At 54.2% G+C, this 576-nt stretch carries 1 rRNA gene; it reads right to left on the reverse strand.

The features are described 5' to 3' along the window. Positions 1-576 (reverse strand): 23S ribosomal RNA (locus tag MKR05_RS26915); the annotation flags it as partial.

Here is a 576-nt window from a genome sequence, read left to right on the forward strand (position 1 = left end):
CCTTCACCCGAGTTCTCTCAAGCGCCTTGGTATTCTCTACCTGACCACCTGTGTCGGTTTGGGGTACGATTTGATGTTACCTGATGCTTAGAGGCTTTTCCTGGAAGCAGGGCATTTGTTACTTCAGCACCGTAGTGCCTCGTCATCACACCTCAGCCTTGATTATCCGGATTTGCCTGGATAACCAGCCTACATGCTTAAACCGGGACAACCGTCGCCCGGCTAACATAGCCTTCTCCGTCCCCCCTTCGCAGTAACACCAAGTACAGGAATATTAACCTGTTTCCCATCGACTACGCCTTTCGGCCTCGCCTTAGGGGTCGACTCACCCTGCCCCGATTAACGTTGGACAGGAACCCTTGGTCTTCCGGCGAGCGGGCTTTTCACCCGCTTTATCGTTACTTATGTCAGCATTCGCACTTCTGATACCTCCAGCAACCCTCACAGGTCACCTTCGCAGGCTTACAGAACGCTCCCCTACCCAACAACACATAGTGTCGCTGCCGCAGCTTCGGTGCATGGTTTAGCCCCGTTACATCTTCCGCGCAGGCCGACTCGACCAGTGAGCTATTACGC

Source organism: Klebsiella sp. K5-204, assembly GCF_030128585.1.
Taxonomy (GTDB): Bacteria; Pseudomonadota; Gammaproteobacteria; order Enterobacterales; family Enterobacteriaceae; genus Klebsiella; species Klebsiella quasipneumoniae.